The 25,481-nt window shown below is 63.3% G+C and carries 24 protein-coding genes; 7 read left to right on the plus strand and 17 right to left on the minus strand.

Annotated features, from left to right (window positions below):
• Positions 1-3 precede the first annotated feature (3 nt).
• From Q5Q88_RS04000 to Q5Q88_RS04030, 7 genes are all read right to left on the minus strand, one after another.
• The gene (locus Q5Q88_RS04000; RefSeq protein WP_158574801.1) at positions 4-1,140 is read right to left on the minus strand and encodes a glycosyltransferase; all 1,137 of its coding nucleotides are present in this window, start codon (positions 1,138-1,140) and stop codon (positions 4-6) included.
• A gap of 165 nt (positions 1,141-1,305) precedes the next feature.
• On the minus strand, positions 1,306-2,697 hold the full coding sequence (locus tag Q5Q88_RS04005; protein ID WP_302741889.1) for an aminopeptidase: 1,392 nt from the start codon (positions 2,695-2,697) through the stop codon (positions 1,306-1,308).
• 228 nt (positions 2,698-2,925) lie between these two features.
• The gene (locus Q5Q88_RS04010; protein WP_118653215.1) at positions 2,926-4,008 is read right to left on the minus strand and encodes a hypothetical protein; all 1,083 of its coding nucleotides are present in this window, start codon (positions 4,006-4,008) and stop codon (positions 2,926-2,928) included.
• Between the two features lie 193 nt (positions 4,009-4,201).
• Positions 4,202-4,609: a GtrA family protein gene (locus tag Q5Q88_RS04015; RefSeq protein WP_118653217.1), complete on the minus strand. Its 408-nt coding sequence runs from the start codon at positions 4,607-4,609 to the stop codon at positions 4,202-4,204.
• Positions 4,610-4,834: 225 nt separating this feature from the next.
• A complete protein-coding gene (locus Q5Q88_RS04020) occupies positions 4,835-5,227 on the minus strand; it encodes a GtrA family protein (RefSeq protein WP_118653219.1) in 393 nt (130 codons plus the stop codon).
• Positions 5,228-5,288: 61 nt separating this feature from the next.
• Positions 5,289-5,744, minus strand: a complete 456-nt coding sequence (locus tag Q5Q88_RS04025) for a YhcH/YjgK/YiaL family protein (protein WP_302741892.1) — start codon at positions 5,742-5,744, stop codon at positions 5,289-5,291.
• 190 nt (positions 5,745-5,934) lie between these two features.
• Positions 5,935-7,023 carry a hypothetical protein gene (locus tag Q5Q88_RS04030; RefSeq protein WP_118653223.1) on the minus strand — a complete coding sequence of 363 codons (1,089 nt, stop codon included), beginning with the start codon at positions 7,021-7,023 and terminating at the stop codon, positions 5,935-5,937.
• Between the two features lie 206 nt (positions 7,024-7,229).
• Between Q5Q88_RS04030 and Q5Q88_RS04035 the strand changes: the two genes are divergently transcribed.
• Positions 7,230-7,385, plus strand: a complete 156-nt coding sequence (locus Q5Q88_RS04035) for a hypothetical protein (protein WP_158574802.1) — start codon at positions 7,230-7,232, stop codon at positions 7,383-7,385.
• Positions 7,386-7,411: 26 nt separating this feature from the next.
• On the opposite strand, the gene Q5Q88_RS04040 is transcribed toward Q5Q88_RS04035, so the two are convergent.
• From Q5Q88_RS04040 to Q5Q88_RS04060, 5 genes are all read right to left on the minus strand, one after another.
• Entirely contained in the window at positions 7,412-8,371 is a 960-nt protein-coding gene (locus Q5Q88_RS04040; protein WP_118653225.1) for an RsmB/NOP family class I SAM-dependent RNA methyltransferase, read from the minus strand.
• A gap of 79 nt (positions 8,372-8,450) precedes the next feature.
• Positions 8,451-9,197 (minus strand): energy-coupling factor transporter transmembrane protein EcfT, encoded by a 747-nt coding sequence (locus Q5Q88_RS04045; protein ID WP_118653227.1) that lies wholly within the window; start codon positions 9,195-9,197, stop codon positions 8,451-8,453.
• Positions 9,190-10,953: an ABC transporter ATP-binding protein gene (locus Q5Q88_RS04050; protein ID WP_302741896.1), complete on the minus strand. Its 1,764-nt coding sequence runs from the start codon at positions 10,951-10,953 to the stop codon at positions 9,190-9,192. Before Q5Q88_RS04050 ends, Q5Q88_RS04045 begins: the two co-directional genes overlap by 8 nt.
• A 106-nt stretch (positions 10,954-11,059) precedes the next feature.
• Positions 11,060-11,635 (minus strand): hypothetical protein, encoded by a 576-nt coding sequence (locus Q5Q88_RS04055; RefSeq protein WP_118653231.1) that lies wholly within the window; start codon positions 11,633-11,635, stop codon positions 11,060-11,062.
• 470 nt (positions 11,636-12,105) lie between these two features.
• Positions 12,106-13,017: a diacylglycerol kinase family protein gene (locus Q5Q88_RS04060; protein ID WP_302741898.1), complete on the minus strand. Its 912-nt coding sequence runs from the start codon at positions 13,015-13,017 to the stop codon at positions 12,106-12,108.
• Positions 13,018-13,110: 93 nt separating this feature from the next.
• On the opposite strand from Q5Q88_RS04060, the gene rnd reads away from it, so the two are divergent.
• Both rnd and Q5Q88_RS04070 read left to right on the plus strand, forming a co-directional pair.
• Entirely contained in the window at positions 13,111-14,244 is a 1,134-nt protein-coding gene (gene rnd, locus Q5Q88_RS04065; RefSeq protein ID WP_294123264.1) for a ribonuclease D, read from the plus strand.
• A 28-nt stretch (positions 14,245-14,272) separates the two neighbouring features.
• Positions 14,273-15,040, plus strand: coding sequence for a Cof-type HAD-IIB family hydrolase (locus Q5Q88_RS04070; protein ID WP_199588872.1), 768 nt, complete (start codon positions 14,273-14,275; stop codon positions 15,038-15,040).
• A 128-nt stretch (positions 15,041-15,168) separates the two neighbouring features.
• Here the strand turns inward: Q5Q88_RS04070 and Q5Q88_RS04075 are convergent, their stop codons facing one another.
• The 4 genes from Q5Q88_RS04075 to rnhA all read right to left on the minus strand — a co-directional run bounded on the left by Q5Q88_RS04075 (position 15,169) and on the right by rnhA (position 17,786).
• Positions 15,169-15,588: a transcriptional repressor gene (locus tag Q5Q88_RS04075; protein ID WP_118653239.1), complete on the minus strand. Its 420-nt coding sequence runs from the start codon at positions 15,586-15,588 to the stop codon at positions 15,169-15,171.
• Between the two features lie 104 nt (positions 15,589-15,692).
• Positions 15,693-16,124, minus strand: a complete 432-nt coding sequence (locus Q5Q88_RS04080) for an acylphosphatase (RefSeq protein ID WP_302741902.1) — start codon at positions 16,122-16,124, stop codon at positions 15,693-15,695.
• Positions 16,125-16,134: 10 nt separating this feature from the next.
• Entirely contained in the window at positions 16,135-17,220 is a 1,086-nt protein-coding gene (locus tag Q5Q88_RS04085; RefSeq protein WP_118653243.1) for a Gfo/Idh/MocA family protein, read from the minus strand.
• 77 nt (positions 17,221-17,297) lie between these two features.
• Entirely contained in the window at positions 17,298-17,786 is a 489-nt protein-coding gene (rnhA, locus tag Q5Q88_RS04090; RefSeq protein WP_199588880.1) for a ribonuclease HI, read from the minus strand.
• Positions 17,787-17,965: 179 nt separating this feature from the next.
• Here rnhA and Q5Q88_RS04095 point away from each other — a divergent pair, with 179 nt between their 5' ends.
• The 3 genes from Q5Q88_RS04095 (at position 17,966) to Q5Q88_RS04105 (ending at position 20,985) form a co-directional block, all read left to right on the plus strand.
• A complete protein-coding gene (locus tag Q5Q88_RS04095) occupies positions 17,966-19,132 on the plus strand; it encodes a Gfo/Idh/MocA family protein (protein WP_118653247.1) in 1,167 nt (388 codons plus the stop codon).
• Positions 19,129-19,803 carry a pentapeptide repeat-containing protein gene (locus Q5Q88_RS04100; protein ID WP_294123276.1) on the plus strand — a complete coding sequence of 225 codons (675 nt, stop codon included), beginning with the start codon at positions 19,129-19,131 and terminating at the stop codon, positions 19,801-19,803. The genes Q5Q88_RS04095 and Q5Q88_RS04100 overlap by 4 nt, the downstream gene beginning before the upstream one ends.
• Positions 19,804-20,109: 306 nt before the next feature.
• A complete protein-coding gene (locus tag Q5Q88_RS04105; RefSeq protein WP_302741906.1) occupies positions 20,110-20,985 on the plus strand; it encodes a deoxyribonuclease IV in 876 nt (291 codons plus the stop codon).
• 274 nt (positions 20,986-21,259) lie between these two features.
• Here the strand turns inward: Q5Q88_RS04105 and Q5Q88_RS04110 are convergent, their stop codons facing one another.
• Positions 21,260-23,065, minus strand: coding sequence for an ABC transporter ATP-binding protein (locus tag Q5Q88_RS04110; protein ID WP_294123283.1), 1,806 nt, complete (start codon positions 23,063-23,065; stop codon positions 21,260-21,262).
• A 327-nt stretch (positions 23,066-23,392) separates the two neighbouring features.
• On the opposite strand from Q5Q88_RS04110, the gene Q5Q88_RS04115 reads away from it, so the two are divergent.
• Positions 23,393-25,366 carry a Tat pathway signal sequence gene (locus tag Q5Q88_RS04115; RefSeq protein WP_302741908.1) on the plus strand — a complete coding sequence of 658 codons (1,974 nt, stop codon included), beginning with the start codon at positions 23,393-23,395 and terminating at the stop codon, positions 25,364-25,366.
• Positions 25,367-25,481 lie beyond the last annotated feature (115 nt).

Below are 25,481 nucleotides of genomic sequence, written 5' to 3' on the forward strand. Positions count from 1 at the left end.
TCCTTAGGAGATGTGCTGGGTCTTGGCTGGATGACGATGGAGGCCGGCGCGCTCGCAGGCGAAGAACATGCCGTTCTCCCGCCAGGAATACAAGAGTTCGCGGATCATGGCCATGCGATACGTCATCGCTTTGCCAATGTCTCCGTTTTGATGTGTGGCATCGAGATAGCGTTGCTTTGCCGCTGGCGACACATCGTCGAGTGAGAGCGCGATGTCGAGGGGTATGGCGCCGAGCACGCACTCGAGGAGCTTGGTAACCTCGGGATCGCGCGCCTCGGGAGTATTCCACAGATGCGACGCGTAGCGAAAACCGATGCTCGCAAGTGAGGTGAGGACACCTTCGTCCGTCGCCCAGCGGCTCTGAGCGACCTCCTCCGCCATTTGCAGCCAGCGTGTGAGCGAGAGGGTGGGCGCCTTGGTGACGCTGCTCGACCCCGGCCGATCCTCGCGATAGCAATACCACGCATCGTCGGTGAACGCTATGCGGTCCGCCTGGCACATGGCTCGCATTACGAAGGGGTTGTCCACCCATCCCGCGCCCGGCGCCTCGATGAATCGCGTGCCCGTCGACGTGAGGAAGTCACGACGGTAGATCGCCGACCACACCGAAGGGTGCCAGCGGACAAGCAGGGGAGATTCTCCCAGGTTGGTGCAGCCCCGCCTCCAGGTGCGCACGCCGCGGTGACGCAGCAGGGAGCCCCATATGCGCTGCTGCGGGGTATCGGGCATCCAGACGCGCTTATAGGTTGATTTGACGATGTCGGGCATATCGCTCGCCTCGGCAATGGCGTAGAGCTCGCCGAAGAGGTCTCCGGCAAGGTAGTCGTCGGGCTCGACGATGCCGACGTACATGCCATCGGACTCATCGAAGCCCCTGTTGACTGCAGCGCCGTACCCGCCATTGGGCTTGGTCACGATGGAGACATCGGGCAGGTGCGGATCGCTTTCGGCGCGTTGCGCGAAGGCCTCGGCAATGGCGAGGCTCCCATCGGTGGAGCCATCGTTGACGATGACGACTTGCAGCTGCTTTCCGAGCGAAGAGCGTATGGAATCGAGGCACTGTGCGAGGTAGTGCTCCACGTTGTACACCGGCACCGCAACCGATACCAAGTGGCCTGTAGTGCCTTGTGCGCTGCTCACGAGGGTGTGCCGTCCTTTAACGCGTAGGGGCATGAACGCCTTATATCCTACCGCAAGGAGGCCGACTTCCCAAAGCGCGCGGTCGGCCTGCGCATGGACGCGGACGAAAAAGCCGCGGGTCGGAGAAAGCCCGGCCCGCGGCGAAGAGGGTGGAGGTTATGGGGTCTACGCGCGCGTGATGAACGCCTTGTAGCCCTTGTAGGCCTCGAAGATGTCGGCCTTGTTGGTGGCCTCCCACAGGGCGTGCATGGACAGGACGGCAACGCCGGAGTCGATGACGTCCATACCGTACTCGGCGAGGATGTAGGCGATCGTGCCGCCGCCGCCGGCACCGATGCGCCCGAGCTCGCAGGTCTGGTAGTCGACGCCCGCCTCGTCCATGATGTCGCGGATGAGGGCGAAGTACTCGGCGTCCGCATCGTTGGAGCCACCCTTGCCGCGGCTTCCGGTGTACTTGTTGAAGCACAGGCCGTGGCCCATGATGGCGGCGTTCTTCTTCTCGAAGCGGTCGGCGTAGAGGTGGTCGAAGCCCGCGGAGACGTCGGAGCTGAGCATGCGGGAGTTCGCGAGCGCGCGGCGCAGGGCCAACGGTCCGTCCTCGCCGGCGAGCGCCATGATCTCGGCGATGGCGTTCTCGAAGAAGCGGCTGGTCATACCGGAAGCGCCCACGCTCCCGATCTCCTCCTTGTCAACGAGCAGGGTGACGCTCGTGGTTTCGACCTGGGGCACGTCGAGCTGGGCAGCAAGGGACGTGTAGGCGCACACGCGGTCGTCCTGGCCGTGGCCGAGGATCATCGAACGGTCGAAGCCCATCTCGCGGGCGGGACCGGCGGGAACGACCTCGATCTCGGCGGAGAGGAAGTCCTCCTCGTCGATGTCGTACTTCTCCTTGATGATGTCGAGGAACATCTGCTTGACGGGCTCCTTGGCCTCCTCGTCGCCCTCGATCACCACGGGGCGGCCGCCCACGATGACATCGAGGTTCTCGTGGTCGACCGCCTTGCCCGCGGGCTTCTCCATCTGCTCGCTCGCGAGGTGGATGAGCAGGTCGGAGATGCAGAACACGGGGTCGTCGGCATCTTCGCCCACGGCGATCTCGACGGTCATGCCGTCCTTCTTGCAGATGACGCCATGCAGGGCGAGCGGGGTCGCCACCCAGTGATAGGCCTTGACGCCGCCATAGTAGTGCGTGTCGAGGTAGGCCATGTCGCCGGCCTCGTACAGGGGGTTCTGCTTGAGGTCGAGGCGCGGGGAGTCGATGTGGGCACCGAGGATGTTCAAGCCCTGCTCCATGGGACGGGTGCCCAAGTTGACGAGCATGAGCGTTTTGTTGTGACTGACGGCGTAGACCTTGTCCCCCGCCTTGAGCTCGCGGCCCTCGGCGACGCAGGCGGCGAGGTCGACGTAACCTGCAGCCTCGGCGAGCTGGATGGAGGCGGTCACGCACTCGCGCTCGGTCTTGTTCTCGCTGATGAAGGCGCGGTACTTGCCGCAGAGGTCCTCGAGCTCGGCGAGGGCCACATCATCATATTTCTTCCAAGCGTTCGGTCGCTCCATGAAGAGTTCCTTTCGATCGTCCAGATATATCCTCAGTTATGGTAGCACGGAGGGAACGGGCAAGCGGCGTTGCGCGCGTTCAGCGGTGCGCATTTGAATCAGCGGTTGCCATGTGCGTGATAAAAACAAAAACACGGGCGGAACCGATTGGGTTCCGCCCGTGGGCTTACACGCTCTGCAGCGATGCATTGAAAGATGTGGGAACGTTGAAGTTCGTCGAGTCGCTCGCTAGATGCGGTTCATCTCGGAAAGCGTGTTGTTGTACCAGTTGAACCAATTGGGCGGGCAGTACTTCTTGGCACCCGCGACGCTGATCGTGTAGCCGTACCCACGGGCGAGGCCGGCGACATGCGCATCAATGGCCTCCTCCCAGCTGCCCCAGCTGGAGCTGCCCCAACCCCAAGCGTTGTAGGGAAGGAAGCAGTGACGCCCCTTGGAGCTTTCCGTGTTGGAGATGGCAGGGGAGAAGCGCGGGTCGACGCCATACTTCCACGCGGCGTTGGCAAACGTCGTTCCCTGGCCTTCGAGCGGCGATCCGGCAAGATACGCGTCGATGCGGGGGGCCCACTCTGCAATGAAGGACGCCTGATCGGTGTCCCAGCTCACGGCACCGTTGTCGGGGGTCGTGACATTTCCGGGAGTCGTGTTGGAACCGGCTTCGTTTTGAGCGGCCTCTGCGGCGGCCTGCTGGAGCGCGGCGAGCTCGGCGGCAGCCTCGGCGTCCGCCTTCGCCTGTGCAGCCTCGCGCAGGCTCTGCGCCTCGGAGAGGGCCTCCTCGGCGGACTGCTTCTCGGTCTCAGCTTGGGCCTTGGCGGTGCTCAGCTTGGTCTTCTCTGCCTCAAGCTCTGCCTGCATGTCGTTGAGCTCCTGCAGGGCCTCGATGTTGGCGTCCTTGACCTGATCCAGGTACTTCATGCCGGAGATGAATTCATCAAGGCTCTGCGTGTTGAGGACAAAACTCATCAGCGGATTGGAGCCCTTGCTGTGCTTGTACATCTCGCGCATGGCGCGACTCGCCTTCGCTTGGGCGTCGGGGAGTTTTTCCTCGAGCTCGGCGATACGCGCCTCGTTGTCGGTGATCTTCGCCTGCAGCTCTTCGAGGTTCTTGTTGGCCTCGTCGAAAGCTGCTGCGGTCTCTTCGACTTTCTTTTGGGTCTCGGTGAGCGTGGCTGCGGTTTCGGTGGTGATTGCTCTTGCCGGGACGGGGAGGAGCACGCTTGCGGCGAGCGCAGCCGTGATGCCGGCGCCGGTGATGAGGCGGCGGGTGCGGCTGGTGCGCCACGTGGCGTGCAGGCTAGGAGTTGCGTCCATGTGCTTCCTCGTCTTGTCTGCTTACCATTTGACAAAAAGCATAGTAGCACTAGGTTCGAGTTCAACTTGAACGTTAGAGAATGTTTAAGGTTCAAGTTGAAGGTTGAGGCTTCAGCTACCTGCGGCAATGATGAAATATGGAGCAACTTTGGAGTTTCAAGTTCACCTTTAAGGTGAGGGTTCACGCCAGGTTTTAGCCGCGTCCGCCGTCGAGGAACTTGCGGCGGCTGAAGTAGTTGTACCAGGTGACGAAGAAGGTCGAGATGAGCTTCATCGCCATGGTTCCCATGTTGAGCAGGCCGACGCCGATGAACATGTACAGGTCATTGAGGCCCAGGCCGATGGCTGAGAGGATCGCGAAGATCGTGAACTCACGCTTTCGGCTCATGTCCTCCTTGTGGGAGAACACGAATTTCATGGACAAGATGTAGTTCACCACGATCGAGATGGCGAACGAGAGGGTCGTCGCCAGGAGGTAGCCCATTTCCAAGATGTTGAGGAAGTAGCCGAGGAACAGGTACTCCACCGCTAGAGAGGCGAACCCCACGACGGCGAACTTCATGAATTGGCGGGTCTGCGGATGTGCGAAGGCTGCGCGCAAAACATCACTTCCTGAGAGCGACGGTTAAAGCACCATGAGTACGGTGAGCGCGGGAAACTATACGTCTTCGGTAAGCGGATTGTAAGGCTTTGCACAATAAGCATACGAATGCGCCCACCGATTGCATGGGTCGGTGGGCGATGTGGTTTGGTCGGTGGATGGCGTTATGGGGCGATTGGCCTTTCGGTACGGCTCAGGCAAACGGGACGGAGGGGGGACGTGATTTTAAGCTTGGGTACCGTCAAGGAAGATTTTGCGCGTGATGAAGTTGTACATCATGACAAGGGCTGTTGCGGCGATCTTTGCGAGGTTCGCCTCGAGCGCCAGGCCCTTGTTGAGAGCGACCACGATGCCGTCGTTGAGCAGCAGGCCCACGACGGACAAGACGACGAAGATGACGAACTCGCGGCGCCTGCTCATGCCCTCGCGATGCTCGAACACGAACTTCATGCTCGCGAGATAGTTGAAGATGAGCGAGATGACGAAGCCCGCGGTGTTGGCGATGAGGATGTCGAGTTGCAGGCCGTAATGCAGCAGGTTCATCACGCCGAAGTCGATCACGGTTGCGATAACGCCGACGACGCCGAATTTGGCGAGTTGCGTAAGAAGGGTTTTCATGCGGCTCCTGGCTTGGGGATGATGGGGTCCGCTCGGAGAGATGCGCCGGTGGGGTCGACGGTTACGCGCGGACCTTCACGACGATCTTGCGGACATGTGTGGGCTCGATGAGGGTGCAACCGGGTTTATGGGCGTCTTCGGGAGCAAAGATGGCCAGCTCTCCCGCGTGCAGCGCGATTGACGTGACGGGTTCCGGTGTTTTGAGCAGGCAGTAATCGTCCACCGCGTCATATGCCTGAACGGTCGCGAGACCGTCTGCGGTCGCGTACTGGAGCATCTCCTCGCCGCTTGCCACGTACTGGACATCATAGTAGTCGTGATGCGCCTCGAGCTCTTTCTCGGCTGCGGGGACCGTGTCGTATTCGAGCACGTTGGCGTACACCTCATCGCCGTCAATCTCGTTGCGGCCCAGGGGGAGGTCGCAGAGGTCGGGACGCGCGAGGAAGGCATATGCCTTGCGGAAACGTTCGGAAAGGTAATCGTTGTCGGTGATGGATGAGAGAGGCGTGACGAGCATGGTGGATCCTTTCGCAAGTTGACGATGGGACAATGGTGCATCGGGTAGGCTGCGGCACGGGGTAGACAAAGGGACCACTCCCGACGCGTGAGTCGAGCGACTTGGTTCACGGCCGCGGAGCGGTTCTACTGGGGGTCCGGGTACCTCCGGGTGTCCCTGGCGATTCCCTCTGGGCGGCTGTGGGGGGGTATTACCGGCGCTTACCCTTAAAGAACAGCGGCAGCGGTCTCGGGCGCTTGCGTCCGCTCGTGGTTGCCTTGGCGATGAGCTCGTCGGGGATGGGGACGTCGGCTCGCGCGCTCTCGAGCGGGTTGACGTCGGCGGCAGCGACGGGGTCCATAACGGGGACTTCGGGCTTGACTTCCGCCTCGCGGTACCGGCGCATCATATCGGCCTGCAGCTGTTGTGCCGAGGGTGGCGTCCAGATGACGGCGTTGGCACCCGCCTGCACCGTCTCGCGAACCGACAGGGACGAGCGTCCGCCGGAGGCGATGAGGGGCAGGTTCGGGTACGCCTCGCGCAGCTCGCGCAAGACGGCGGGCGTGTCTTTGCCGGCGGCGACGTTCAGGATCTTCGCGCCCGCCTTGACCTTGGCGTGCGCGATGGCGTCACAGCGCACGACGGTGGCTATGACGGGGATGTCGATGATGGCGCAGATCTGCTCGATCATCTCGGGCGGTGCGGGGGAGTTGACCACCACGCCGGCCGCGCCCTGCATCTCGGAGACCGCGGCCAGCTGCACGGCGCGCTTGCCGGTGGTGGTGCCGCCGCCCACGCCCACGAACACGGGTGCCTCGGAGGCGGTGAGCAGCGCCTGCGTGATGGCCGGCTGCGCGGTGAAGGGGTACACCGCGAAGATGGCGTCGGCATTGGAGTTGCGGATGACCGCGACGTCCGTGGTATAGAGCAGTGATTTGATGCGACGCCCGAACAAGGTGAAGCCGCCGCACTCCTCGAGCTCGTCGGGCACGCGCAGCGGGGCCTTGCGCAGACGGCCCTCGATGGGGGAGGGCTCCATGGGCAGGAGGCCACCCGGTGTCACGGCAAGTTCGGGCTCGGAGAACTCGTCTGCCAACTCGACCTCGGAGAAGTCGATAGTCGCCTCGATGGTCTCGGGAACCTCGGCACTGACCGCGATGGGTCCATCGACGGCGTCCCCCGGCTCCAGATCCTCAGCGCGCTCTTCGCGTTCGATCGCGGGCACCGTGGGCATGACGGCATCGGGCCGGGGGTCCGGTGCGATACGGGGGGCGTCGGCGCCCGGTTTTGTTTCAGTCATGAGAGCTCCCTCAGGAGAGAAGGATATACGATGCACAATTGTACCCGCACGCGAGGGGCCAAAACGCCTCGACGTGCATACATCGCGTCTCCATTCCTTTGCGGATTCGGTTGTCTTGCGGGTGTTTCTCGCCAATCTGCTATGCTGAACCGAATGCGGTATCGTCAGCGTGACCGACGGCAAAATGGAAAGGAACGGTGCCCGACATGACTGTTCTCGATATCTTGGTGCCCGTTCTCATGGTCATCGGCGCCATCGCCGTCGTGGCGCTCGTCTACTTGGTTTTCACCATGCTCAAAGACCGTGGTGAACGCCGTCGCGACGACCAGCTCATGGACGAATTGCGCTCTAAGCGCTCCTGAGCGACACGGACGACTACGCCTCGCGGTTACCTGCGAGGCTTTTTTCGTATGACGGCGACGTAAAAGCCCTCGAACAGCCGGCTCGGCGCGATGGTCAGCGTTCCGGGCAGTGCGTTCGAGTGCGGAAGCACGGGCAAGGCGCAAGGCCCGTGCGTCGCCTGGTCGAGCACGATGGGGCGCGGCCCGTCCTGGGCATCCGAGGAGGGCTTCTCGAATAAGATGGGCACGACTTCGCAATCCCGATGACGTTTGAGGGCGCCGCGCACCTGTTCGTCGTTTTCCTCCGCGAGAATCGAGCATGTGGAGTAGACGAGCGTACCGTCGGGCTTGAGGATGGTGAGCGCACGGTCGAGGAGCGCCCGCTGGGATTTGACGACTTTGGCGAGCAGCTGGCGCGTCATGCGCTTCTCGGCGCGTTCATCGCCTGCCCGAAGCGTGCCCGTGCCCGTGCACGGGGCGTCGAGCAGGATTTGGTCGAAACTGAAGAACTCATCGAGGCGCCGCGCGTCCGTTCGCATGACGTTCACGTTCGCGGCTCCGAGTTTTTCGAGGTTGTGCACGAGCTTGTCGGCGCGTGGGCTGCTCATCTCACAGGCGGTGAGGTGCGCGGCGTTGCCCGTGAGTGCGGCGATCTGTGCGGTTTTACCGCCCGGCGCGGCGCACATGTCAAGGACGTCGGTGCCGGGACGAGGCCCCATCAGCAGCGGCGGCAGCATGGATGAGAGGCTCTGCAGGTACACATGCCCGTCTCGATAGATGTCGAGGTCCCAAATGTCGCGCTCGCGCACATCGTCCAAAACGAGCGCGTCGGCATACCAGGGCACTCGTCTGTATGTGAAGCCACTCGCCTCAAGCACGGTACAGACCTCGCCGATCGAGGACTTGAGCGTATTGGCGCGCAGTGTGACGGGGCGTTCGCGGGCCTCGTCGAAGCCCGTCAGAACGCGGGCGCGGGTCTGCTCATCGAGGAGGTCAATCAGTTCCATAGGGGTCTCCTGCCATACGGCGCGCATCGCGCGCGAACGGGGTGGTGGCAGACACCATCATACGTTGAGATGGACGGCTTTAGAAGATGAACCCGAGGGCGATAATCGCGGCGCAAAAGACAAAGGCCATGGCGTCGGCGGCTCGCAACGGGTACCGCTTGTAGGAGCTTTCGCGCGTGCGGAGGTAGAATCCGCGCTGCTCCGCCGCAAGGGCGGTCGCGTCGGTCTTGCCCACGGAGGTTACGAGCAGAGGAATGCAGACGGGAAGCATGAGCGACATTTTCTTGAAGGGGTTCCTGGTGTCGAATTCCACGCCGCGTGCCGTCTGCGCTTCCATGATGGCGTTCATCTCCTGCGTGAAGATGGGGACGAACCTAAGCGCGGTCGTGAAGGTGAACGCGTACTTGTAGGGGACGTGCAGCACCTCGACGCATGCGTTGGCGAGATCGGTGAGCTTGGTCACGGTGAGGACGAGCACGAGCGGCAGCGCGACGCCAACGAGGCGCAGGCATGCCCGCCCTCCGGTCGCGAGTCCCTCGGTCGTTGCGAAGAGTAGCACCTGATCGCCTCCGCGCACGAAGGCGAGTTGCAAGATGAGCATGAGCAGCGCGATGGGCGTAAGCACCTTGAGCAGGGACACCAGGCGGGTGATGACGCCGGCGTATGCGCCGAGGGCGAGGGTCAGCATGAGGAGGCCCACGAGCATCGCCCAGCTTTGGGAGAGGAACGTCGCGAGGATGATGGACGCGGCGAGGGCAAGTTTACTTACCGGGTTCATGCGATGCAGCAGGCTCGCGCCAGGGACGTAATCAATGACGTTAAGCACGGTGCTTCAACTCCTTTACGCGCGCGACGAGATCGGAGACCTCGGTGATGCCCGCGAACGATGGGTCGACGATGTCCGCGAGGCGTTCGGAGAGGTCGATTACCTGTGGCGGCGTGATGCTCGCCTGTTCGAGCAGGTCCGATTGGGTGAACAGGCGGTGTGTGGGCCCGCAGTCGAGGATGCGTCCCTGCGCCATGATGGCGATGCGCGTCGCGAAGTCGCTCACGACCTCCATGTCGTGGCAGATCATGATGACCGCTGCGCCCATATGGGCGCGCTTCCGAACCGTTTCCATGACCGTCATGCACTCGCGGTAATCGAGGCCGCTCGTGGGCTCATCGAGGATGATGAGTTCGGGATCGAGCACAACGACGCCGGCGAGGGCGACCATTTGTCGCTGCCCGCGCGATAGGGAGAAGGGCGCGGATTGGGCGGGGAGGCCGAACCGCTCGATCACGGCGTCCGCGCGCTCGCGCGCCGTGGTGGTGTCGACGCCGTGCAGCTCAAGGCCGAAGGAGACTTCTTCGAGCACGGTGTTGCGGCATAGCTGCCGATCGGGATTTTGGAAGAGCGTCGCCACATGGGTGGCAAGCGTGCTCACGGGGGTCGAACGTGTGTCGAGTCCGGCGATTCGGACGCTACCCGAGACGGGCTTGAGCAGGCCGTTCAGCAGCTTGGTGAGCGTCGTCTTGCCGGCCCCGTTTTGCCCCACGACCCCCAAGATCTCACCGGGGCGCACCGTGAGGTCGATGTCGTCGACGGAGGCGCAGCCCGCTCCATAGGAAAAGCTGACGCCCTCGAGCTCGACGATGGGGGCCGTTCCGCGTGATGCGGACGCACCCGCCTTCCGAGCGTCGCGAGGCGCGTACGATCGAGTGCGCATGTCGCTGGTGGGCGCGGTGCGTCCGTCCAGCGCCTGCATGACGAGTGCCTGCGCCTCGTCGACGGTAAGTGCGGGGCGCTCGACTTCGACGAGGCCGAGCGATGCGAGGCTGTTGGAGATACGGGCGGTTCGCGGGCTGTCGACGCCGATCGCGCGCAACTCGTCCGAGTGGCCGAACACGTCGTGCGGTGTGCCGTCGAGGGCGACGGAACCGTTGTCGAGCACGATGATGCGATCGCAGTACTCCGCAAGCAGCGCGACCATCTGCTCGATGACGACCACGGTGACACCGGTGAGGCGCTGGGCCTCCCGCAGCACGTCGAAAACCGCTCGGGAGCTGATGGGGTCGAGGGCGGCGGTGGGCTCATCGAGGACGAGGACGCGCGGGGCGAGCGCCAGAATCGCGGCGATGGCGACCTTCTGTTTTTGCCCACCAGAAAGTGAGGCAATCTCTCGTTCACGCAGTTCGGCGATGCCAACCGCGCTCAGTGCGTCCGTGAGGCGCTGTTCGATCTGGTCGCGGGGCACGTCGAAGTTCTCGAGACCGAACAGGATCTCGTCCTCAACGACCGAGGCGACCATCTGGGCGTCGATGTCTTGGAGCACGGAGCCCACAATCGTCGCGATGTCGGTGAGGGACGCCTCGCAGGTATCGAGCCCGGCGACGCGAGTTTCCCCGTACAAGCGCCCCGTATAGTGATGGGGGATTGCTCCGGACAGCACGCTCGCGAGCGTCGACTTGCCGGCGCCGGAGGGTCCGATGACGCCCACGAACCCGCCTTCTTCGATGGTAAGGTTCAGGTCTTTGAGCGCGAGTGATTCTGTTTGCCCGTAGGCGAACGACACCTCGCGTAACTCGATGATCGCGGCCATGAGATCCCTTCTGCGCGTGGGGAGGTGGGTGGATGGTCGATGCGGTGCGAAAACGACCGAAGGCCCGCCGCGAGGACGAGCCTTCGACATCATATCGCGAGTAGGACTAGTCGTTCAGGCCGAGTGCCTTCCTCACGGGGAGGCAGAGGGCTCCGACAAGGATGGCGTTGAACACCGCGGTGAGGGCGATGACGGGCATCATGACGGCGGCGAGCTCGGTGGCGAAGCCCATCATGGCCATCTTGATGACCATGAAGATGAAGCCGGAAAGGAAGGTGGTGACGAACGTGCCGACGGTGGGGATGATCGCCTTGGCACCGGTACTCATACCGGCGTTCACAATGAGGGCCATGACGACGGCGGCGACGCCCTCGGCGACGAAGTCAATGCCGGGGGAGGTGGTGGTGACCTGGATCACCGCGGCGGAGATGAGGCCGATGACGAGCGCCTGCAGGAGGTTCGGACGGACGATGAGGATTGTGAGGCAGAAGGCGGAGATGATGAATTCGGGGGCGATGGCGCCACCGGACACCGCGGATATGGCCTTGCCGACGGTGAAGTTGAGGATGAAGCCGGCGGCAAGCAAGACGGCGAGGAGCACAAGGCTCTTGATGTCGAGGCCGCCGCGGTCGACGGCGTTGACGGTGCGGGCGGAACCGGTGGGCTGAGTGTTCTGGGACATGATGCTCTCCTTGCTGAGTTAGATGGCGGTAATCGTCAATGGCGTGGATGTTCGAGTACTGAGGGTGCATGACACGAAGGGGCACGAAAAAGGCCCCCGGTCAAACCGGAGGCCTCGTATACCTTCTATGGCATAAGCGTGTGAGGACTCACCGTTGACCGGCCGAAGACGCGTCATGCCACCACCAGTTGTTGAGGGAGAGGGCGATGTTCTTCTTCATGGTGATGGCTCCTTTCGATTCCTTGAGGTGCTTAGTATGGTTGGCACTATAGCACAGTGGAGTGCCAGCGCAACATGGAGCGCGGAACTGTTTCGTGTCCGTTACGGGCCGTTCGCCGGGGACCGCCGCGGGCCGATGACATCCGGCGCTCGGGCAGTCCTGCTCGCACGAAGGGCCCACTGGGCCCTTCGGCTTGTGCGGAACTCGCGGCGGACGTCATCGGCCCGCGGCGGTCCCCGGCGAACTCTTGCTACAACTTAGCGAAGTCGTCCACGATGAGATCGAGGCATTGGGGTAGCACGCGCGCGCCGAACACGCCCGTGTTGTTGTGGATGAGCTCGCCGTCGAACTCCATGCCGAGCGAGGGGGTGCAGGTGATGCGTGCCTCCTTTGCCTGGAAAAGCGTGAATTGCGGACGGCCGAGTCCCTTGCCGGCGGGGTCGAGCACGCCGGCGATCAGCGTGGGCAGCAGCTCGACGGTCTTGGCGGGCTGAATGACGGCGATGTCTATGAGGCCATCGTCCATGCGGCAGTCGGGGAATAGGTTGATCTCGTTTTGGATGAGGGCGGTGTTGCCGACCATGCAGCCGATGCCGTCGAGCTCATCGACCTCACCGTCGTGCTCGATGGTGAAGTGGGCGACGGTGGGAGCGGGCGTGGCGAGGGCAGAGAGGAAGTAGGCGATCTCGCCCATCTCGGACTTGGTGGCGTCTGCCTTGTGCATGATATCGGCGTCGAATCCCGTGCCCGCGATGATGATGAAGCCGTGTCGCTGTACGCCGCCCTCGGCGTCCTCCCAGAACAGTTCGCCCATGTCCACGCGTTTGGTTCTGCCCGCACGGCAGGCCTGTGCGAGCGCCGCGGGCTCGGGTGCGTTGCCGATGTTGTTGAAGTAGAGGTTTGCGGTGCCCGAGGGGAAGATCAAGATGGGCACGTGCGTGTCGCGTAGATGGTCAAGCACGTTGGAGACGGTGCCATCGCCGCCCGATACGACCACGCGGCCGAACGAGCGGACATCCGCGGAAGCGTCTGCGGGCTCCATGCCGTCGCCGATGAAGCGCATCGTGACCTCGTCGCCGCCCTGCGCAAGCGCTCGTGCGAAGTCGAAGATCTCGTCCGATCGCGGGCCGGACGCGGGGTTGTGGATGATGAGGCAACGCATGGGAGTTCCCTGTTCTCACGAGTGCGGGTATAGTTAGAGAATGACGTAATCCTACCCGTGTCGCGTACGGGTAATCTCCAACTTGGGACGCAGATGTACATCTCCACATATGAGGAATTGGCCGCGTTTTGCGGACGCGCCCGCGGGTTCGCCGCGGTGGCGATCGATACCGAGTTCCTGCGTGAGCGCACGTACCACGCCAAGCTCTGCCTGGTGCAGGTCGCCACGCCCGAGGAATGCGCGGTCATCGACCCGCTCGCCATCGAGGACTTGGCCCCCCTCGCCGATCTCATGGTCGACGTCGATACGCTCAAGGTCTTCCATGCTTGCTCGCAAGACATGGAAGTGCTCAACCACGCGCTCGGCGTATGCCCGACGCCGATCTTCGACACACAGGTCGCCGCCGGGTTCCTCGGCGAGCGCGCGCAATGCTCGTACCACAATCTCGTGCATTCGTTTTGCGATGTCTCGCTTCCCAAAACCGAGTCGCTCACCGATTGGTCGCGCCGCCCGCTCACGCCCCAACAGGTCGAATACGCCATCGACGACGTGCGCTACCTCATCGACGCGTATCGCGTGATCGAGTCCAAGCTTCATTCGCTGGGCCGCACCGCATGGGTTCGCGATGAAATCCGGCCCCTGGCGGATCCCGCGCATTACCGCAGCGACCCGCGTTCAGCCTTCAAGCGCGTCAAGCGCGTTAACTCCTGCACGCGCCGTCAACTGGCGGTTGCCCGCGAGCTCGCCGCGTGGCGCGAGCAGCGCGCCGAGACGCGGGACATTCCCCGCAAGTGGATTATGTCCGATGAGGTCCTTCTCGCCCTGTGCAAGCGCGCTCCCAAGACCGTCGAGGACTTCCGCGCCGTTCGCGGTACCGAGCAGCTCAGTGTACGCGATGTCGAGGTCGCCCTCGACGCGATTGGCCGGGGACGGCGCTGTCCTGTGGAGAACCTCCCGTCCATCGGTCGCACGCACCGCACGCCCGCGCCCGAGCTCGAGAGCGTCATCGACCTCATGTACGCGCTCATCCGCTTGGTTTCGGACCGCTCGGGCGTCGCGACCTCGCTCATCATCTCGCGTGACGGCCTGCTCGACTATATCGACCATCCGCAGCGCAGCCCCTTGCGCGAGGGGTGGCGCTTCGAGCTCGTGGGCACGCTCATCGATGACTTGCTGCGGGGCGATATCGGGCTCACCGTCAAGGACGGGGCGCTCGAGATTCTGTAAGACTCATGTGAAGGTGAGGGGAGCGGGCGTGATCAAGGCCGCGTTTTTCGATATCGATGGAACGCTCGTAGGGTTCAAGACGCATAGGGTCGCCGAGAGCACCTGGCGGGCGATTGAACGCATGCGCGAGCGGGGCATAAAGGTCATCATTGCGAGCGGACGTTCCATGTCCGAGATGCAAGATGAGCTCAAGGGCAGGTTCGATGCGTATGTGACCATGAACGGCCAGCTGTGCTTTGATGCCGAGGGAACGTATCGCGACGCGCACATCGATGATGGGGACGTGCGCGTGCTCGTCGAGCAGGCGCGCGAGGGCTTGTACGACCTGTATGTGATGCAGGGCGTCCGTTCATTCGTCAACCATCGCGGGCCGCTCGTTGAGGAGCTTGGGCGTCAGGTTGGCCTCGAGTACGAACTGGGGTCCCTTGACATGGCGTTCGAGTTGCCGGTGTATCAGTTCAACGTGTTCGGCGGTCCCGAGGTCGAGGATGTGTTCCTCTCGAAGACCGAGCACGTGGTGGCGACGCGTTGGAACAAGCTGTTCTGCGACGTCATCCCCGCCGAAGGCGGCAAGGACTACGGCGTGCGCGCCACGCTGGAACGTTACGATATTGCGCCGGAGGAGGCAGTGGCGTTCGGCGACGGCGAGAACGACCTGTCGATGTTCGACGTGGTGGGAACGAGCGTCGCGATGGGCAACGCCTGGGATATCGTGAAGGAGCGCGCGAGCCACATCACGACGGACGTCGATGACGATGGCATTTGGAACGCCTGCGCCGAGCTGAGGCTCGTCTAGGTCGATTGTGGGTGTAGATGCGCGGGTCGGAATATTGAACGTACTTCGATGTCTCGAGTCGCGCTCAGCTCGGCAAAAGGCCAGTTGATGGAAAAGAGCGGCAACTCAAGTCAGTTCAATTTTTCGCTTTACTCGGATACCGGGGCGGCGCAGTGCGGGCACAGGCCCTCGAACACCATGATGTGCGAGTCGATGGCGAACCCCGTTGCCTGCGACGCGGCCGCATCGAGGGAGGCGTCGTAGGCAAGAGGCGCGTCCGCGACGACACCGCAGGATCGACAGACGACATGACCGTGGCTGTCGCAGCGGCGGTCAAAGCGCATGGCGCCCGGAGCCTTCACGGTGGCGATGACGCCTGTCTCGGCAAGGAGATTGAGGTTGCGATAGACGGTGCCCCGACTCACGCGCTCGTCGATGGTGCGAACATCGAGAAAGATGTCTTCGGCGGTGGGGTGATCGCACCGTGCGCGCACGGCGTCGAGAACCAATTGGCGCTGGCGCGTGTTGCGTCGCAGCGTCGGTCGTTGTGAGCGTGGCTGTGAGTCCATGGGGCCTCCCTTCCGTTACTAAACTCATAACATTTCAACAGAAGGAAGGTTGCAAGACAAGTGCTCGTGCCGGACGCTTTAAAATGATGGTGAAGTTGTGATACTTAATAGCGCACGTCAAAGGCATTGTCGTGGGGAATGGTAGGCAGCTCATTGGCGTCTTCGAGCCATATTCGATTGCCAAAACGCGCATAGTAGGCATGGATGCGCTCGAGATGGGCGACCAGGGCGCGCGGAGCTCCCTGGATTTCCATTTGCACGGTGCCGTCGGGCAGGTTCTTGACCCATCCCACTAGATGCCGCTCTTGCGCGAGGCTCTGGTTGGTCCAGCGAAACCCCACGCCCTGCACGTCGCCGCTGAACAGCAGCGCAAAGCGAAGTACGGTGGTGCATGCTTCGGCACGCCGCCCGAGTTCCTCGCGAAGGCCATCCTCGCATGGGCTCAAGCGTCCGGCGCTTTTCACGTCGGTGTCCGAAAGGCCCGTCGCCCGGGAAAACTCCCGTGCATGTCCCATCATCTTTTCAAAGAGCCCCATTGCCGCCTCCTTACTCGTCTGCGGGGAACGCCACACCCATCGTGCGCCGTGCCTCATCCATAAGCGCGAGGGATGCGAGCGTCACCTCATGGAAATGCGCGAGCATCCCAAAGGGACCACAGGGAGCCTCGGCCAAGGGAGTTCCCGCCTGCGTGGCACCGACTGCCTCGATGAAGTCGGCGAGTTCGTAGATCATGGTGTTGTCCGCATGCGGCAGCTCGATCTCGCGCGTGGAGGTCTGCGCACTCGAGTATCCGACGGTGTCTGCCGCGGCCTTTATCACGCGCATCTCCAGATATGCGCGTTCGGGCGCGGAGATACCCTCGATGACAAGGGTGCCGAGCTCGCCCTCAATTTGGCTGGGTGAGCAGTCGTTGGTGATCTTCGAGTGATGCAGCGTGGCGATCATGTTCGGATAGCTCGCCACGATGACGCCCGCACCGTCGATGGGGCCGCCGGTGCGGGCGCGGGTTTGCTCGTCAAGTAGGGATGCGGCGGCGCAGGCGGAGATTGGAGCGCCGAACAGCTCGATAAGCGGCTCGACGGTGTAGATGCCGATGTCCATGAGCGAACCGGACGCCATTGAGCAATCGAAGATATTTGTGCGTCGACCGGCAAGCACCTCGTCGTAGCGCGAGGAGTATTTGCCAAAGCGCAGGGTTGCGCGGCGGATGGTGCCGAGCTCGTCCAGGGCGTTCTTGAGGGCATGGAAGGCGGGATCGTGCAGGGGCCGCATGGCCTCAAGCGCCACGACTCCCGCGCGTCCGGCCGCCTCGAGGACCTCGCGGACTTGGCGTTCGTTGGCGCAGAAGGGCTTCTCGACCAGGACATGCTTGCCGCCCGCGATGCAGGCGAGTGCCTGGTGGTGGTGCAGCGCGTTGGGGCTGCCAATGTAGACCGCATCGACCTCGTCGCTTGCGGCCAACTCATCGAGTGAGGTAAAGGGGCAGGTTCCGCGGTGCTTTGCTGTGAAGGCGGCGGCGCGCTCGGCATCGCGTGAGAGCGTGCCCACGAACTCGACGCCATCGACCTGAGCGAGTGCCATAAGCAAGTTCTCGGTAATGGAGCTGGTCCCGATGGTGGCAAGGCGGATCATGACAGGTCCTTTCCGCGGCGGTTTTCGATGCGTTTATTGTAGACAAACTACAAGGGCTTCTCGCTCGTCGGTCGGGCTTACTCCGATTCGCCCTCGACGAAACCCGTGTCGACTGCGCGATTCGCGCCGTCGGCGGCCTTCGTGGCGAGCTCGTCGCAGCGCTCGTTGAACTCGTGGCCTGCATGTCCCTTTACCCAATGGAACGACACGCTGTGGGGTTCCTTGGCGGCGAGCAGGCGCTTCCAAAGGTCGACGTTCTTGACTGGCTTTTTCTGTGAGGTCTTCCATCCGCGGCGGATCCATCCCTCGACCCAATGCTGGTTGAAGGCGTTGCAGACATACTGCGAATCGGAGTGGACCTCGACTTCGCAGGGGCGATTGAGGGCCTCCAGCGCGCTGATGACGCCCAACAGCTCCATGCGGTTGTTGGTGGTGCGGTCGTAGCCGCGGGAGAGCTCGAGCGTGTGCAGTTTGCCTGAGGGTGCGGTGTAGCGCAGCACGGCGCCATAGCCGCCCGGTCCCGGATTGCCGCGCGACGAGCCGTCGGTGTAGACGATGACCTTCACATGGTTCCTTTCGATTTGTGAGCCTTCATTATAGGGGCGAGGCGGGACGGTTGCGACGATTCGTTTGGCGCCTGCGGGTCATGCGGATCCCTGCCGATTCCCGTGCTCGCGTTGACGCAGTGCGCGACCGGGCGGGAGGGTATGATTGCGGGGAATGATTCGCGTGAACGGAGGCGGACGTGGGACAGATTCGTTGGGGCATCATGGGCGCGGGCGGCATTGCCGGCAGGTTCGCGCGAGCGCTCGCGCATGTCGAGGGCGCGCGGCTGGTTGCGATCTCGGGGCGTCGCGCCGAGCGGCTCGACGCTTTTGCCGGGGAGTTTCACGTTGATGCGGCAAAGCGCTATGCGAGTGCCGAGGATAACGGGGCGTCCGCGCACCTTCGCCTCGTGGAGGATCCGGACGTGGATGCGGTCTACCTCGCGCTGCCCCACGGCATGCATGAGGAGTGGACGGTTCGGCTCCTGCGCGCCGGCAAGGCCGTGCTGTGCGAGAAGCCGGCCGTGCTCAGCGAGCGAGAGGCGGCGCACGTTGCGGAGGTGGCCCACGAGACGGGATCGCTGTTCATGGAGGCGATGAAGCCCCGTTTCATGCCCGCGCGCGAGCAGGTCGATGCGCTGCTCGCTCGTGGAGACCTCGGCGCCATCGCATCCATCGACATCGTCCATCGCGTGAACTACGGCGATCAGACTGGCCGCTATCTGCTCGATCCGGTGCAGGGTGGCACGTTATACGACTTGGGCTGCTATGGCGTGGGCTGGGCGGAGGACCTCCTTGCAGGAGAGGTCGAGGTCGACTCCTGCCGCACGCGGTGGATGCCCGCGGCGGAGGGAGGGTGCATCGACATCGCCGATGATGCGCGCCTGCGTATCGGCGGGGTGCCCGTGCACTTCGATTTCGCGGGCGATGCGGACGAGTTCGAGGTGGTCTGCCGGATTTGCTGCGAGCGCGGCGAGATCGAGGTCCCGGTGCTGCACCGCCCGGTGTCGTACGTCGTGAGGAAGTTCGTTGACGTTGACGGGGAGCGTATGGGCATCCGTGATGCGGACGCGGGTGAATCCGCCGCATGCGGCAATGTGTCGCCTGAGCTCGTCGAGGCTCCCGCTGTGGTGGACGACTTTTATGGCGAGATCGCCCATTTTTGTGGCTTGATGCGTGCGGGGGCACATGAGAGCTCGGTCATGCCGCTTGCGTCGACGGTGCGAATCGCGCGGACTATCGACGCGATCCGTGCGTCTTGGCCACCGGTCGGGCAGCGTGTTGTCGACGGCGCGCCCGAGCGGGACGTTGTCGACGGTGCGTTTGAGCAGGCTTCGGAGCGCTCCGTCGAGGGGAGCGGGCGATGAGCGCCCGCGCGGAGCAGGCCCCATCGGGATACGCCGCCGTGGGCACCATGTCCGAGCGCATGGGAAGCGATGAGCTCATCGCGGTGTTCTCTGAGGGTGACGGTTACGCCTCCCGTGCGCTCGTCGAGGATGTGGAGCTCGCCTACGAGTGCGCCGACGACGCGACGTTCGAGCACATGGTGTTTCGCGATTGCCTTTTCGAACAGGTCGATTTTCGCGACTGCACGTTTCGCGACGTCCGCTTCGAGGGCTGCCGCCTCATTGGCTGCACCATGGACAAGGCATGGCTCAACCGCGTTGACCTACGAGATTGCTCCGCGCTGGGGTTGAGCCTCCTCCAGGCGCGGCTCGCGCAGGTGAGCGTGCGCGCCTCGGACCTCTCCTACGCCAATCTCTCCGAGGCGTCCATCGACCATTTGACGGTGCACGACTGCAAGCTTCGTGAGGCGGCGATGCAGCGCGCGAAGCTCAAGCACGTGCGCTTGGATAAGACCGACCTCACGAGGCTCGACGTGTTTGGAACGCCGCTTTGCGGCATCGATGTGTCGACGTGCGCGTTTAGCGCCCCTGTGCTCTCGAGCGACTATCGCGAGCTGCGCGGGGCGCAAGTGAGTGCGGAGCAGGCGATGGACATCGCGTTACTCCTCGGCGTGCGGATCGCCGAGGAGTAGTCGGGCCGCTGCGTCGAGTGGCATGCGGACTGCTTGCCGTGCCGACCTGCGGACCACTGCGCTGAGGGGCTGGTTGCCTGCCGTTCCGACGTTCGGGCCGCTGCACTGAGGGGCTGGCTGCCTGCTGTGCCGACGCGCGGGCCGCTGCGCTAAGGGCTGGTTGCCTGCCGTGCCGACGCACTGGCTGCTGCGCCGTGGGGCAGGCCACCCGCCGTGCCGATGCGCCGCTGCGTCGATTGCGGAGATGCGACACGGCCCACCCCAATCAGGGATAATAGGGGACCCCTCGATATCGAAAGGACACCAATGCTAACCATAGGTTGCCATCTTTCAACCACTAAGGGCTATACCGCCATGGGCGAGGCCGCCCGTTCCATCGGCGCGAACACGTTCGCGTTCTTCACGCGCAACCCGCGTGGCGGCAGCGTGAAGGCGCTCGACCTCGATGACGTCGCGGGACTGCGGCGCATCTTGGAGAAGGATGGTTTCGGCCGCCTGGTGGCGCATGCACCTTACACGTACAACCCGTGCTCTGCCAAGGAGCGTGCGCGCGAGTTCGCGCTCGAGGCCATGGCCGAGGATCTGCAGCGCATGGAGGCACTCCCGGGCCAGCTCTACAACTTCCATCCTGGGGCGCACGTGGGGCAGGGGGTCGACGCGGGCATTGAGCTCATCGTCGACGCGCTGTGTCAGGTGATGTTCGGGGGGCAGCGCACGTGCGTGCTGCTCGAGACCATGGCGGGCAAGGGCACCGAGGTGGGGCGCACCTTCGAGGAGCTCGCGCGCATCATCGAGGGCGTGGGGGCCCGTCGCCCCGAGCTTGCGGGCGCCGGCATGATCGGCGTTTGCCTGGACACCTGCCACATCTCCGATGGCGGGTACGATATCGTGCACGACCTCGATGGCGTGCTGGAGGAGTTCGACCGCGTGGTGGGCGCCGAGCGCCTGCAGGCAGTGCATATCAACGACTCCAAAAATCCGTGCGGTGCGCACAAGGACCGGCACGAGGTCATCGGTGCGGGGTACCTGGGCAATCCCGAGCTCGGTGGCGGGGAGCACGTGCTACGCGCCATCGTGACCCACCCTGTCCTGCGTGACCTGCCGTTCATCCTGGAGACCCCGCACGACGATCTGGCGGGCTATGCCGGCGAGATCGCCTACCTGCGCGGGCTGGCGGGGTAACGCCAGGCGCCCCTGCGCTGAGAAGTTGAGGTTTTTCGTATCGTTTTTAAAAAGGATGAAGTAGTGTGGGAACTTGGTCTAACAAAACTGCAGGTCGCAGTCAGTCTTCGATCGCGTATATTTGACTAATCCCAAAATGAGTACGAAAAAGCTCTCGCATCCTCGAGCGGGGGCTCGTCGCAGCTTGGTGAGTTGCATTCCGGCAGGATATGCCTCCTCGTAACCTCGCACGTCCGTCCTCGGCCCGGCTTGCCCCGCCACAACTTCGCCCGGTTTATTCCCCGTCCAAAAACGCGCCGGTCTGGCGGTTCCACAGGGCCGCGTACTCGCCGCCGGCCGCCGCGAGCTCGGCGTGCGTGCCGTCCTCGACGATCTCGCCGTCTGCCAAGACCACGATGCGGTCGAGTGCCGCCACGGTGGAGAGGCGGTGCGCCACCACGATTGAGGTGCGGCCGCGCATGAGGTTCTCGAGCGCCTCCTGCACGAGTGCCTCACTTTCGGAGTCCAGGGCACTCGTGGCCTCGTCAAGCACCAAGATGGGGGCATCGGTGAGGATGGCGCGCGCGATGGCGATGCGCTGACGCTGCCCACCCGAGAGCTTGACGCCGCGCTCGCCCACGAGGGTGTCGAGGCCGGCGGGCAGGCGGTCGATGAACTCGCGGGCGTTGGCCAGCTCGGCGGCGCGCAGGATCTCCTCCTCGCTTGCCTCGGGTCGCCCGTAGGCGATGTTCTCGCGGATAGAGCGATGGAACAGCAGCGCTTCCTGCGGGACGTAGGCGATCTGCCGGCGCAGGCTCTGCTGCGTGCATGCCGAGATGTCCTGGCCGTCCACGTACACGTGGCCGTCCTGCACATCGGACAGGCGGAGCAGCAGCTTGGTGAGGGTCGTCTTGCCCGAGCCGGAGCGCCCCACCAGTCCCACGCGTTGACCGGCGGGAATATGGAGGTTCAGGTCGGTGAAGACTCGGTCGCCCTCGGCGGCGTCCGCATAGGCGAACCCCAGGTGCTCGAAGTCGATGGCGCCCTCGCGCACCGCGAGTTCCGGGGCGCCGGGCGCGTCCTCCACCAGGCGCGGCTCGTCCAGGATGCGCGCCATCTCGCTCGCATCGCCGATGGCGCGGTTCATGCGCTGCATCATCGAGTTGATGTAGTTGAAGCGCATGGACAGCTGGTAGGTGTAGGAGAACATCATGACGAGCATGCCGCTCGAGATGCCGAACCACGCGTTGCCGCCCGCCACGAAGATCGAGACGATGAGCATGATGACGGTGATGATGCCGCTCGTGGTGAAGCCGCGCTGCATGGTCGCGCGCATGGAGCGGCTCTCTGCCTGCATGGCGGCGAGGTCGGCCTCGTCGAAGAGCTCGCGCTCGAAGTCCTCGCGCCCGCAGGTCTTGACGGCCAGGATGTTGGTCACGGCGTCGGAGAGCACACCCGAAAGGCGGTTTTGCGCTTTGGCGGTGGCGGCGGAAAGCGGCAGGATGCGCTGGTACATACGGGTGGTCACGATCACGTACACCACGAGCATGACGGCGAGCGCCGCGGCGTAGGCGGGCACGGCCGGGGCGAGCGCGATGAAGGTGCAGACGGTGCTGGCGATGGTGGGGATGAGCGAGTAGACCACCACGTCGACCATCTGGGTATAGCCGCTCATGAACTTGCTCGTCTGGCTCACGAGCGCGCCGCCGAATCGGCTGGTGTGGAAGGTCATGGACTGGTTGGAGAGCGTGTCGAAGCACAGGCGTGCCAGATGGTAATTGCCGTTGATCTGCAGCTTGTAGACGGCGTAGTCCTGCAGCTTGGAACAGACCTGGCCTACGAAGTTCACCAGCAGCAGCGCCAGGATATAGGGCCCGAAGACCTCCCAAACCTGGTCGGGCGCGACGGGTGAGGCCTGCACGCGGTCCACGATGAGGCCCATCACCCAGGTGTTCACGAAGATGAGGAGCGCCACGTAGGCGACGGAGGTGAACACGGCGAGCGCCGCGGCGCCCGGCTTCATGCGGGTGACCTCCCAAAAGCGCCGCAGTGTGCGTTTGACTGCGGGCTTTTCGAGCTTGGTGACGTTGCGTTGGGACATGGGGGACTCCTTGCGTGTGCGGACTGCCATACGGCGCGCGGGGTCCCGCATGCGCGGTTCCCGGCGTGATGTGTCTGCAAAAGGTTATCCCTTGAAGTCGGGTTCAGGTCAAGTTCTCCGCCGCCGGCCCTTGCCTGATTGCTGTTCCGCCCGCGAGGGGAGGCATTTTTTCATGGAAACATGGGTAGGTGGATGGAGCCCCGCCCCGGTTGGCGTGCCGCCCTTCGCGCAGCGGGCATCGCTCGCGGAGGCTTGGGTCGCGTTGGGGCCTCGGTGAACTGGGTATCATCCGTACCGTTGTCTGTATGCGGAAGGATTGATTTCCCGATGAACCACGATGAGATTCTGGACATGCTGAGGCGTGCCGGCGTGGAGGTGCCGAGCGGCGAGGACCCCATCGATGTTGAGGTCGAGGTGGAGGACGCCTCGCCCGACGGCGCGGACGCCTCGGGCAGGGGCGGGAAGAAGGGTGCCGGTCGTGGGCATGTCGAGCCCAAGTCCGCCCGCGAGCGCAATAAGGCCGCCCGCAAGAAAAGGGCCAAGGGGTCGCACATCGATATCCCCGTGCCGCCGTTCATGGAACGCCTTGCCACGTGGAGTCGCACGGCGCTCATCGTCATGCTCGTCGTCCTTGGCATTGCGGCGCTGATCGCATATTGGTGGTTCCATCCCGCACTCAATATCCACAGTCCTCGTGTGTGGAACTGGATCATTCTCATTTCGATCGTCTGCTTCGTGGGGCTCAAAGTGTTCGGTTTGCGCTCTGAGCACCGCTCCTCGTTGTTCAACCGTCTCGCCCTGATTCCAGTTGCGGTGGTCGCGGCGTTCTTCATCGGCCTGATTATGGGCGAGCCGTTCATCCCGGGTAACGCCGAGCGCTTCGCCTCGGTCCTCAAGACCACCGAGGGTAATTTCGCCGAGGATATCGAGGAAGTCGACTATGCGGATGTTCCCGTTATCGACCGCGCGTCCGCTCAGCTGCTCGGCTCGCGCGCTATGGGATCGATCCCTGAGTTCGTGAGCCAGTTCGAGATCAGTCCCGCGTACAGTCAGATCAATTACCAGGGGCGTCCGGTACGCGTGAGTCCGCTCACCTATGCCGACCTCTTCAAGTGGTTGAGCCACCGTGGCGACGGCATCCCGGCGTATGTCTTGGTCGATATGGTCACGCAGGAAGCCGAGGTCGTTCGTCTGGAGGAACCCATTCGTTACTCCGAGAGCGAGCCGCTCGCGCGCAATATCGACCGCTACGTGCAACTCAAGTATCCAACGTACATGTTCGACCAGAAGTCCTTTGAGCTTGATGAGGATGGCACACCTTGGTGGGTGTTTCCCGTTCAGAGGCGTACCATCGGCCTGTTCGAAGGCACGACGATACAACGGGTGGTGCTGGTGAACGCCTGCACGGGCGAGACCGAGGACCATGCCATCGAGGATTGCCCCACGTGGGTGGACCGCGCTTACCCGAGCGATCTCATCATCGAGCAGTACAATTGGAGCGGTGCCTACAGAGGTGGATGGCTCAATTCCTGGCTCGGGCAGCAGGGCGTGGTGCGCACTACGCAGGGCAGCGATGGCGAGCTTGGGTACAACTACTTGGCGCAGGGTGATGACATCTACCTGTACACGGGTGTGAGCTCGGTGACCGCCGATAGCTCCAACGTGGGCTTCATCCTCGTCAATCAGCGCACGGGTGAGTCGCATTACTACCCCGTCGCCGGTGCCACCGAGGACTCCGCCCAGGCGAGCGCCGAGGGGCAGGTCCAGAACCTCAAATATGAGGCGACCTATCCGTTGCTGCTGAATGTGGCGGGGCAGCCCACGTACTTCATGGCGCTCAAGGACAATGCGGGCTTGGTGAAGATGTACGCCATGATCAACGTCGAGCATTACCAGAGCGTGGCGACGGGATCCACGGTTGCAACCACGCAGGAGAGCTACCTGCAGATGCTCGCCTCTTCCGGTGCGCTTTCCGAGGATGAGGCGGCGGCGTCTGGCGCGGAGGTCGAGGTCACTGGCAGAGTCGCGTCCATGGCCCAAGCAGTCATCGATGGTAATTCGCACTTCTATCTCACCCTTGAGGGCGATGATTCCATCTACGACGTTGCTCTTCCCGGCCTGGTCGATATCGTGCGCTACCACGTGGGAGATGAGGTTGCATTGAGCTACGTCAAGGACTCCGAGGGTGAGGGGGATGCCTGCTCGGTGCGTCGTGTGACGGCCCTGGGCGGAAAACGCGCCGAGGTCGAGGCGCTCGCAGACGACGATGCCGCCCCCGTGGAGGAACCGCCCGCCGAGTAGCCATTTGGTGCACTTGGGGTACGTCCCCAATTGCATCATGCATAAACTGAGCTTATTGTCTCATCGGATTACATAGAACGGTAACAATTGAGAAATATTCTGCATTTAATGGTTT

Source organism: uncultured Collinsella sp., assembly GCF_959026545.1.
In the GTDB taxonomy this organism is placed as follows: Bacteria; Actinomycetota; Coriobacteriia; order Coriobacteriales; family Coriobacteriaceae; genus Collinsella.

Coding starts and splice junctions, on each gene's coding strand:
- Q5Q88_RS04005 (WP_302741889.1), bottom strand. CDS start 2,697: ATGGAGCGACCGAACGCTTGGAAGAAATATGATGATGTGGCCCTCGCC.
- Q5Q88_RS04010 (WP_118653215.1), bottom strand. CDS start 4,008: ATGGACGCAACTCCTAGCCTGCACGCCACGTGGCGCACCAGCCGCACC.
- Q5Q88_RS04020 (WP_118653219.1), bottom strand. CDS start 5,227: ATGAAAACCCTTCTTACGCAACTCGCCAAATTCGGCGTCGTCGGCGTT.
- Q5Q88_RS04025 (WP_302741892.1), bottom strand. CDS start 5,744: ATGCTCGTCACGCCTCTCTCATCCATCACCGACAACGATTACCTTTCC.
- Q5Q88_RS04030 (WP_118653223.1), bottom strand. CDS start 7,023: ATGACTGAAACAAAACCGGGCGCCGACGCCCCCCGTATCGCACCGGAC.
- Q5Q88_RS04035 (WP_158574802.1), top strand. CDS start 7,230: ATGACTGTTCTCGATATCTTGGTGCCCGTTCTCATGGTCATCGGCGCC.
- Q5Q88_RS04040 (WP_118653225.1), bottom strand. CDS start 8,371: ATGGAACTGATTGACCTCCTCGATGAGCAGACCCGCGCCCGCGTTCTG.
- Q5Q88_RS04050 (WP_302741896.1), bottom strand. CDS start 10,953: ATGGCCGCGATCATCGAGTTACGCGAGGTGTCGTTCGCCTACGGGCAA.
- Q5Q88_RS04055 (WP_118653231.1), bottom strand. CDS start 11,635: ATGTCCCAGAACACTCAGCCCACCGGTTCCGCCCGCACCGTCAACGCC.
- Q5Q88_RS04060 (WP_302741898.1), bottom strand. CDS start 13,017: ATGCGTTGCCTCATCATCCACAACCCCGCGTCCGGCCCGCGATCGGAC.
- rnd (WP_294123264.1), top strand. CDS start 13,111: ATGTACATCTCCACATATGAGGAATTGGCCGCGTTTTGCGGACGCGCC.
- Q5Q88_RS04075 (WP_118653239.1), bottom strand. CDS start 15,588: ATGGACTCACAGCCACGCTCACAACGACCGACGCTGCGACGCAACACG.
- Q5Q88_RS04080 (WP_302741902.1), bottom strand. CDS start 16,124: ATGGGGCTCTTTGAAAAGATGATGGGACATGCACGGGAGTTTTCCCGG.
- Q5Q88_RS04085 (WP_118653243.1), bottom strand. CDS start 17,220: ATGATCCGCCTTGCCACCATCGGGACCAGCTCCATTACCGAGAACTTG.
- Q5Q88_RS04100 (WP_294123276.1), top strand. CDS start 19,129: ATGAGCGCCCGCGCGGAGCAGGCCCCATCGGGATACGCCGCCGTGGGC.
- Q5Q88_RS04105 (WP_302741906.1), top strand. CDS start 20,110: ATGCTAACCATAGGTTGCCATCTTTCAACCACTAAGGGCTATACCGCC.
- Q5Q88_RS04110 (WP_294123283.1), bottom strand. CDS start 23,065: ATGTCCCAACGCAACGTCACCAAGCTCGAAAAGCCCGCAGTCAAACGC.
- Q5Q88_RS04115 (WP_302741908.1), top strand. CDS start 23,393: ATGAACCACGATGAGATTCTGGACATGCTGAGGCGTGCCGGCGTGGAG.